Annotated in this window: 8 protein-coding genes; 4 read left to right on the plus strand and 4 right to left on the minus strand. The window is 42.4% G+C overall.

Translation table 11 applies throughout. The features are described 5' to 3' along the window. Positions 1-141 precede the first annotated feature (141 nt). The gene (locus tag VK664_RS27735) at positions 142-1,080 is read right to left on the minus strand and encodes a 3-keto-disaccharide hydrolase (protein WP_461401985.1); all 939 of its coding nucleotides are present in this window, start codon (positions 1,078-1,080) and stop codon (positions 142-144) included. Positions 1,081-1,360: 280 nt separating this feature from the next. On the opposite strand from VK664_RS27735, the gene VK664_RS27740 reads away from it, so the two are divergent. Together VK664_RS27740 and VK664_RS27745 are read left to right on the plus strand one after the other, a co-directional pair. Beyond that, positions 1,361-1,819 (plus strand): (2Fe-2S)-binding protein, encoded by a 459-nt coding sequence (locus VK664_RS27740; RefSeq protein ID WP_461401986.1) that lies wholly within the window; start codon positions 1,361-1,363, stop codon positions 1,817-1,819. Positions 1,820-1,822: 3 nt separating this feature from the next. Then, complete coding sequence (locus tag VK664_RS27745) at positions 1,823-4,003, plus strand: xanthine dehydrogenase family protein molybdopterin-binding subunit (protein WP_461401987.1); 2,181 nt, start codon at positions 1,823-1,825, stop codon at positions 4,001-4,003. 176 nt (positions 4,004-4,179) lie between these two features. On the opposite strand, the gene VK664_RS27750 is transcribed toward VK664_RS27745, so the two are convergent. Genes VK664_RS27750 through cobA form a run of 3 tightly spaced genes read right to left on the minus strand, consistent with a single transcriptional unit; the run spans position 4,180 to position 6,146 of the window. Beyond that, on the minus strand, positions 4,180-4,605 hold the full coding sequence (locus tag VK664_RS27750) for a c-type cytochrome (RefSeq protein WP_461401988.1): 426 nt from the start codon (positions 4,603-4,605) through the stop codon (positions 4,180-4,182). A gap of 59 nt (positions 4,606-4,664) precedes the next feature. Beyond that, positions 4,665-5,342 (minus strand): Crp/Fnr family transcriptional regulator, encoded by a 678-nt coding sequence (locus VK664_RS27755; RefSeq protein WP_461401989.1) that lies wholly within the window; start codon positions 5,340-5,342, stop codon positions 4,665-4,667. Further along, positions 5,343-6,146, minus strand: a complete 804-nt coding sequence (gene cobA / locus VK664_RS27760) for a uroporphyrinogen-III C-methyltransferase (RefSeq protein ID WP_461401990.1) — start codon at positions 6,144-6,146, stop codon at positions 5,343-5,345. Between the two features lie 199 nt (positions 6,147-6,345). On the opposite strand from cobA, the gene nirB reads away from it, so the two are divergent. Both nirB and nirD read left to right on the plus strand, forming a co-directional pair. Then, positions 6,346-8,886 carry a nitrite reductase large subunit NirB gene (gene nirB / locus VK664_RS27765; RefSeq protein WP_461401991.1) on the plus strand — a complete coding sequence of 847 codons (2,541 nt, stop codon included), beginning with the start codon at positions 6,346-6,348 and terminating at the stop codon, positions 8,884-8,886. 96 nt (positions 8,887-8,982) lie between these two features. After that, the coding region (gene nirD, locus VK664_RS27770; protein ID WP_461401992.1) for a nitrite reductase small subunit NirD at positions 8,983-9,349 on the plus strand (367 nt) is incomplete at its 3' end.

The raw sequence follows: 9,349 nt of genomic DNA on the forward strand, positions 1-9,349 counted from the left end.
TGAGTGAGTGAAGAGTGAAGAATGATTGTTTAAGTCTACAATAAAATTTTACTTGTTTTCTTATGTTTAGCAAGATGCGATTCCGATAACTCATATTTCAATATTTTGTTCGTCACTTCACTCATCACTCATAACTCATAACTATTTTACCGGCGTAATAATTATATTCCTGTATTCCACCGGTCCATGATCGCCCTGAATCATAATCGGTCCTGGCTCGCCTTCATTGCTATCGAGTGCACCACCGGTAATGCCGGGGATAGGCTGATTGCAAATAATCGTTTTTCCATTCGCAACAACAGAAATATAGCGGCCGTTAAGCGTGATGTCATAGTATTGCCATTCGCCGGCAGGCTTAGCTGCCATTTCTGTAGGTATGATAAACCCGTAAATTGAACCATAGTCTCCACGTGTTGGTTCGCTGCCCGCATTATCTGAAACCTGTACTTCATATCTTCCCCGCAGATATACACCACTATTGCTTTCTTTTGGATACCGGAATTCAATATGAAGTTTGAAATCATTGAATGTTTTTTCTGTGCGGATATTTGAACCGGACTCCGGACTTTTCAAAGCTCCGTCAACAGCTACCCACTGGTTTTTTGTTCCCAATTGTTGCCAGCCACTCAGATCTTTACCATTAAAAAGCTTGATCGGCGCATCGTACTGAACCGATTGTTTCGGCTTCAGCGCGGGTGCCCTTTTACCAGTGAAGGGATAACTTTTTGCATCGGGCATTGTGACTGTTCCGGATATGGTTTCGCCCTGCAAATTACCTTCGAGTTTAAAATCCCCATTTCCATCTTCCCACTGTTTCGGGATCTGAAAACTGAATTTTGTTCCCTCGATTTTTATCGTTGAAACTGGTCTGGAACTTCCTGAGATCCCAACAAAATAGCCAACTACTGAATTCGTGCCTGAGTGTACCACTTCCAGCCAGGAAGGAAAATTTTTACCATCCTTGCTGATAGTAATATCCCATTTCCCTTCAACAGGATTTGGCGCAACTGGTTTTGCGAAAGAGAATAATGCAAATATTAATATGAGGGTTATAAAACCCCGGCCGTTATTTTTTTTCATTGGTTAACTTTTGAGCCTTCAAGATAGCCAAAAAACAAATGAAGATCCGGATGACCAGGTTAATACGATGAATTGTATAGAGCTTCTTTTTGAGCTTCTTTTTGTTTCTGACAATATCGACAAATGCAAGAAAATGACAGACAGATGCATTTTAATTTGATGCATCGTCCCGGATTCTGTAAGTTTATTCGTATTTTCATCCCTTCTTTTTTGCTGAAAAATGCGGCGCCGGCAGGTGAGGGCGCTATAGATTAAAATTTTTAACATTCAAGTATTCAACATGGCCAGTTATCAACTTAAAATCAATGGCAAATCGTACACTGCAGATGTAGAGGCAGACACTCCTCTCCTATGGGTTCTCAGGGATCACCTGGGGCTGGTGGGTACGAAATATGGTTGCGGGATAGCACAATGCGGCGCCTGCACAGTACATGTTAACGGGACAGCAACACGTTCCTGTGTTTTTCCTGTTTCAGGAGTGAAGACTTCAGAGGTTACAACAATCGAAGGCTTGTCAGAAAAGGGTGATCACCCGGTTCAAAAAGCCTGGGATGAAGTGGATGTCGCGCAATGTGGTTATTGCCAGGCTGGCCAGATCATGACTGCAGCGGCGCTTTTAAAGAAAAATCCAAAACCAACTGAACAGGAAATAATAACATCCATGAATGGAAATATCTGCAGATGCGGAGCATATCACCGCATTCGTGAAGCAGTCGTTTTAGCCAGCAAAAAAATATAATTTATGTCAACTCCTATAAATAATAGCAGAAGAAATTTTCTCAAATTTTCCACCATCACAACCGGGGGTTTAATACTTGGGTTTGATTGGTTTGCTAAAGAAGTTTCAGCCGCAACGCTTGTTAATGCAACAGGTGTTACTGGTAACATTGGGTTCAACAGCTATCTCTCTATTTCAACCGAGGGTGTAATTACACTGTTATCCCCTAACCCCGAACTCGGCCAGAACATCATGACTTCTTTCCCTATGATTGTAGCGGAGGAACTCGATGCTGACTGGACAAAAGTAAAAGTGGTGCAAGCCAGGCTTAATACTTCTGATTTCGACAGGCAGGTAACCGGGGGAAGCGGTGCTGTTCCACACTCATGGAAGCTGTTGAGAAATGCCGGTGGTACGGCAAGATTTATGCTGATAGAAGCTGCAGCAAAACGTTGGAGCGTTCCTTCAACTGAATGTACTGCTGCAAATAGTTTTGTTATACATACACCAAGCGGTAAAAAACTTGGCTATGGTGAACTGGCCGAAGAAGCAAAGGCTATACCGGTTCCAAAAGAAGTGAAACTAAAAGAGAATAAAGATTTCAAACTTATAGGTACCGCTGTAAAAAATGTGGCGAACGCGGATATACATACCGGTAAACCATTGTTTGGCCTTGATTTTTACCGTGAAGGTATGTTACATGCAATGATTCAACGTCCAAAGGCATTCGGATTAAAAATTAAATCCGTTGATGCTGCAGCTGCTAAAGCGATGCCAGGAATTACAGACGTAGTTACTTTCGGTAATAATGTAGCTGTAGTGGGCAAATCTACCTGGCAGGTGATGAAAGCCAGGAAGACCCTTAAAATCGAATACGAAAAAGATGGTAATCTTGAAAGTACCGCTGACCATGATAAATTATTTGCAAACCTGCTGAAAGAAGGCAAGGCAAAAACAGAAAGAAAAGATGGTGATGTCGATGCCGCTTTCAGTAAAGCAGCAAAGGTCGTTGCAAGCGAATACCAATGCCCTTTTCTTTCACATAGCCCGATGGAGCCAATGAACTTTTTTGCACATGTTCGTGCAGATGGCGTTGAACTGGTGGGACCAACACAAACACCTGCAGCTGCAAGAGCTGCTACTTCCAAACTGCTGAATATTCCCGAAGATAAAATAACACTCGATATCACACGTCTTGGTGGTGGATTTGGAAGAAGATTAAAATTTGACTATGTCACCGAGGCTGCTGAGTTATCAAGCATAATAAAAGCACCCGTAAAAGTTACCTGGTCCAAGGAAGATGATATGACCGGCGGAAGTTACCGGCCGGCTGTTCGTTATCGGTTTGAGGCTGCCCTTGATGCAGGAGGTAATATGATTGGATACAAACTACGTGGTGTCGGTATCAATTCAGGAAACCCTACCCGGCAGGATAATTTTCCTTCAGGAGCAGTTGACAATTTACTGATAGAATCTGTTGAACACATTTCTCCAATAACAACTGGTCCCTGGCGCGCACCTATAACCAATTTCCTTGCTTTTGCAGAACAGTCTTTCCTGGATGAAGTTGCTTTCGCCGCGAAAAAGGATCCGATACAGTTCAGGCTTGATCTGTTTCAGAAAGCAAAAACTGCTCCCGCTGGCGCTGTAAAATATGACATTGACCGCATGATCGCCGTCACGAAACTTGCTGCCGAGAAATCAAACTGGGGCAAACAAAAAGGCGTGTTCCAGGGATTCAGTGTTTATTTTTCACACCGATCTTATGTTGCACAGGTTTGTAATGTAGTCATGGAAAAAGGCATCCCGGTTGTAAAAAACATTACAGCGGTTTCAGACTGTGGACAGGTGATAAACCTCAGCGGAGCGCGTCAACAGGTAATGGGCGGTGTCGTTGATGGATATGGCCACGCAATGTTTGGTAAACTTTCTTTCAAAGACGGTGAGACTGAACAAAAAAACTATAATACATACCGGTTGATAAGAATGAAAGAGATCCCTGAGATTGATACACATTTTGTAAATAATGGAATTGATCCTACCGGTCTGGGTGAACCAGCACTTCCCCCAACCGGCGGAGCAGTTGCCAATGCTGTTTTCAAGGCAACGGGTAAGCGCATAAAGGATCAGCCATTTATTGAACACCCGGTTTTCAATCCTAAACAACCTAAGAGTACATTGCAGAATCCTTCAAAGGTGAGTTAGCTTCTTTCTTTTGAGCATTGCTAACTTTCATAGGAGTAATTATTATAGGCGCTAACTATCACATTGATATAAAGCAAACACGCGCGACATCTTTTAGTCGCGCGTGTTGCATTTTGGGAATTAGCCGGATAAATATTATTGTAAATACGGCTAATCTATATGAGCGGGGTTAGCTGTTATTTTTTTTCCGGTATGGCTTTAACCATTTCTTCAGTTATCATTTTTTTCGCGGAGCTGTTACCCCAGGCATTACGGATATAGTTCATTACATCGGCAACTTCATTATTTTCCAGTCCCGGATTTGGCATAAGATTATCGTATTCTTTTCCATTTACTGTAATCTTTCCTTCCAGGCCAAACTTGACAGAATAGATGGATTTATCCAGCGATTTAACCAGGAAATCCGCTTTGGCGAGTGGTGGAAAATTTCCTTCAAGGCCCTCTCCATTTTCCTGGTGACAACTCATACATCTTTCTACATAAATCGTTTTTCCCCTGGCAATACTCTCAGATAATTTGTCTTTCTGAACCAATGCATAAGGAGATGGTGTTACAGCAGAACACAATACAAAACCGGAAATAATTATTGCGATAATCTTCATGGATATAAAATTAATTAATCGCTGCCATTTCACCAACCTCTTTAATAATTACAGTCTAATCATAAAATTCCCAACTTTGCGGATAAGATTCCTATACTTTTTCCATTCGTTTTAATAAGACCAGCATTGGTAAATTCTGCGAGCAACTTATAGACTGTTTCATAAGCCGCGCCCGTATAAGCCGCTATGTCCTGCCGGCTCAGGTCAAAATTGATAAATCCTTCTTCGTTTACTCCAAATTTTTTTTCAATGGTCAGCAATGTTTTCATCACACGTTCTTTCACAGGCATATGCGCAAGGTCACGCATCCGCTGCTCTGACAAGCGGAGTTCATCAGCAAAAAACATCATGAGATCAAACATGAAGTTTGGATTCACCTTTAAAGTGGAGTAAAAAAATGGAAGGTCAAGAAAGCAGATTGTAGAGTTTGTAAGCGTAGTAGCAGATATCGGGTATACATCGGAGTGAGAAGACAAGCCGCGATGGCCGATGATATCATTTTCCTTTGCAAACCGGATAATTAATTCTTTTTCTTCTACCCAGTGTTTATGCACTTTCACAACCCCTTCAATCACAAAATACATTCCCTTTACTGGCTCATCTTCTTTAAATATCAATTCGCCTTTCCTGCACTGTGAAATTTGTTTTTGCGCATCCAGGGCCGGCCACCACTCACTCATACATCTTGTGTAAATAAATTGGGGCTGTTTGGCAAAGGTTGTTTTTGTTTTCTTCATTTATGATCTTGTAACAGGGCTGGTCCGGATTTGTACCAATGCCTGGTTTGTTGATGATCCTTTTATTTTGTCATAGATCGTTGCCGGGTTTAGATTTACGACTTCTCCAAAAACGATAACAGCCGGATTCTCCAAACCGGCAGCAACAGCCCTGAATGCGATATCTTTAATTGTTCCGGTCACCATCTTTGCATTGGGTTTGGTTCCATCCTGTATAATAGCCGCAGGGGTTTCACCTTTTCCATATTTCATAAATATATCACAGATTGTTTCAAGTTTACTCATGGCCATCAATATTACTACCGTGGCGGAAGACTGTGCTGCGAGATCAATGTCAGCTGATAACTCATTATTACGGTTCGTGCCGGTTACAACCCAAAAACTTTCATTGACGCCACGACAGGTCAGCGGAATATTCTGCGAAGCTGGTACCGCCAATGCGCTGGAAATACCAGGTACAATTTCTATATCAATCCCGGCGCCCCGCGCTGCATCAATTTCTTCCTGTGCTCTCCCAAAAATAAAGGGATCTCCGCCTTTAAGCCTGACGACATTCGGATAAATTGCACAATGTTCAAGTATGAGATAATTTATTTCCTGCTGGCTGAGGGCATGACAACCATAACGTTTACCCACAAATCTTTTCACGCTTGCCTTCTTACAATATGTAAGCAGTTCTTCGTTGGCGAGCGCGTCATATAGAACCACGTCTGCAATTTCAAGGACGCGGATTGCCTTTAAAGTTATCAGCTCCGGATCTCCCGGCCCGGCTCCCACCAGGAATAGCTTTGAGTTTTCTATCATATTATAAACAGATATATGTAATATAATTATTGCAAAGTTTGGCATTTAAATCCAAATAACCTTATTTTTATCATATAATAATTTGATAAGCGCTAACGCTTTTGCCAGTTTTTCTCCAGCCTTTGCTTGAAATTTTTACATTATGCATTTCTTGCATACATCGATTGCTTGCCATTTCATTTAATAAACTCATACTATTATGAAAATAGTTGTCATCGGAAATGGCATGGTAGGATATAAATTCTGCGAAAAAATCATTACCCGTGCCCCTGGGAAATTTCAGATAACTGTTTTTGGGGAAGAATACCTGCCCGCTTATGACCGGGTTCACCTCAGTGAATATTTTGCGGGTAAAGACGCTGAAGATTTATCGATGGCAAACGTAAAATGGTATTCAGATAATAATATCGATCTCCATCTGGGTGACCCGGTTACGAAAATTGACCGTGAGTTAAAAATCATCAGCAGCTTTCATGGAGTCCAGGTTTCTTATGACATACTTGTATTCGCTACCGGTTCCTCCGCCATGGTTCCGCCGATTCACGGGCTGGAAAAGAAAGGAGTTTTTGTTTACCGGACATTGGAGGACCTGGATCTTATCCGGGATTATGCAAAAACGGCAAAAAAAGCTGCAGTGCTGGGTGGAGGGTTACTTGGACTCGAAGCTGCAAAAGCGATGCTTGACCTGGGTATCAAAAAAACACATGTAATTGAATTTGCTCCAAGATTAATGCCCAGGCAGCTGGACGATGCCGGGGCTGGTATCCTGAGAACAAAAATGAATGCACTTGGCTTGAGCGTTCATACCCTGAAACATACTTACCAGGTGCTGGGAGAAGAAAATGTTACCGGCCTTCAATTTGCGGACGAAAGTGAACTGGGTATAGACATGCTGGTAATCTCAGCCGGTATAAAACCAAGGGATGAACTCGCAGCTGCCTGCGGCTTACAAACCGGGCCCAGAGGAGGCATAACAATCGACGACCACTTACAAACAAATGACGCTTCCGTTTTTGCCATTGGCGAATGCGCCCTTCATCGGGATATGATCTATGGCCTGGTGGCACCTGGTTATGAAATGGCTGAAATACTTGTTGCAAACATCTGTAATAAGTATGGACCGAAACCAGAAACACGGTTGAAGTCATTCCAGGGTTTTGACATGAGTACAAAACTCAAACTGATTGGTATTGATGTCGCAAGTTTCGGAGACCCATTTATCACAGGAGACAAAGTAAGGGTGATAATGTATGAAGACAAGGTGAATGGTATTTATAAAAGGCTCAATGTATCTGCAGATGGAAAATATTTATTGGGAGGAATACTGGTCGGAGAAGCTTCACAATATAATATGCTATTGCAGCACTGCAAAAACAGGATGGTATTACCGGCAGATCCTTCCGGACTTTTGCTTGCCCAAACAGATTCAAAAAAAGGCGCGGGCAGCGGAATAGCTGCTTTGCCCGATGATGCGGTGATCTGTAGTTGTGAAGGTGTAACGAAAAATGCTATTGCATGTGCTGTAACTGATGAAGGTTGCGAAACAATCGACGCTATAAAAAAATGTACAAAAGCCGGAACTGGCTGTGGTGGCTGTGTTCCCATGGTAAAGGACCTGATGGTTCATACAATGAAACAGCAGGGAAAATATGTACGTAATATTCTTTGTGAACATTTTGCATATAGCCGGCAGGAACTATTTGACCTGGCAAAAATTCATCAGCTTAAAACTTTTGACGATATACTTTCAAAACTGGGAAAAGGGGAAGGATGTGAAATTTGTAAACCCGCCATTGCCTCCATTACCGCGAGTTTATGGAATGAAATGATATTAAAGAAAGGGGGTGATGCTTCGCAGGATAGCAACGACCGTTTTCTTGCTAACATTCAAAAAGGCGGAACCTACTCAGTGGTCCCAAGAATACCAGGTGGCGAAATCACACCGGAGAAATTGATTGTCATCGGACAGGTAGCTCAAAAATATAACCTCTACACAAAAATTACCGGGGGTCAGCGCATCGATTTATTCGGCGCACATATAAGTGATCTCCCTTCGATCTGGGAAGAATTAATAAGAGCTGGTTTTGAAAGCGGCCATGCTTATGGAAAGGCATTAAGAACCGTAAAAAGTTGCGTCGGCTCTACCTGGTGCCGTTTTGGGCTACACGACAGCGTTAGTTATGCCATTCGTATAGAAGAGAGATACCGTGGATTACGTGCACCCCATAAAATCAAATCGGGCGTTTCCGGTTGCGTACGGGAATGCGCAGAAGCAAAAAGTAAGGATTTTGGTATCATCGCTACCGAAAAGGGCTGGAACCTTTATGTATGCGGAAATGGTGGCAGCAATCCACAACATGCCTTATTACTTGTTTCAGATGTCGATAGTGAAACCTGTATCCGATATATCGACCGGTTCCTGATGTTTTATATTTCAACTGCAGATACCCTTACAAGAACAGCACCATGGCTTAACAAGATGGAAGGTGGCATTGACTATCTGCGCAACGTAATTGTTAATGACAGCCTGGGTATGGGGGCTAAATGGGAAGCTGAAATGCAGTTACTTGTAAACTCATATCAATGTGAATGGAAAGCAGCTGTTGAAAATCCCGAAATCAGGAACCGTTTCAACCACTTTGTAAATGCCCCTGCAGAAAAAGACCCTGCTGTCCGGTTCGTCGAGTTCCGCAACCAGAAGAAACCGGCCGACTGGCAAAAAACGCATATTGATAAATAGTCGGACATCACATAAACCCGGTTAACATCATGCAATGATATTAATCTTAGTAAGGGACGATCTTCAGTATTGAATTAAATTAAGAAACAAATTTCGATGAATCACGATAATGAATCCGTTTTACTAAATGAGGCCCGTTGGTTTGCCGCATGCCGTGTAGAAGATGCAGTATCAAATGCAGGCGTTTGCGTTAAATACAAGGATAAACAGATAGCACTTTTTTATTTTTCAAGACCGAACAAATGGTTTGCCACGCAAAACGAATGTCCGCACAAAAAACAAATGGCCCTAAGCCGCGGTATGATCGGCAGTCGTGGAGATGAACCAAAAGTGGCCTGCCCTTTCCATAAAAAAACATTTTCATTGGTTACCGGGCAATGCCTGACTGGTGATGAATGTGCCATTCAAACCTATCCGGTCAAAATTGAAAACGGTCTTGTTTATATTGACGTCAGCACACAAA

Source organism: Flavitalea sp. (assembly GCF_035489435.1).
Taxonomy (GTDB): Bacteria; Bacteroidota; Bacteroidia; order Chitinophagales; family Chitinophagaceae; genus DATHKG01.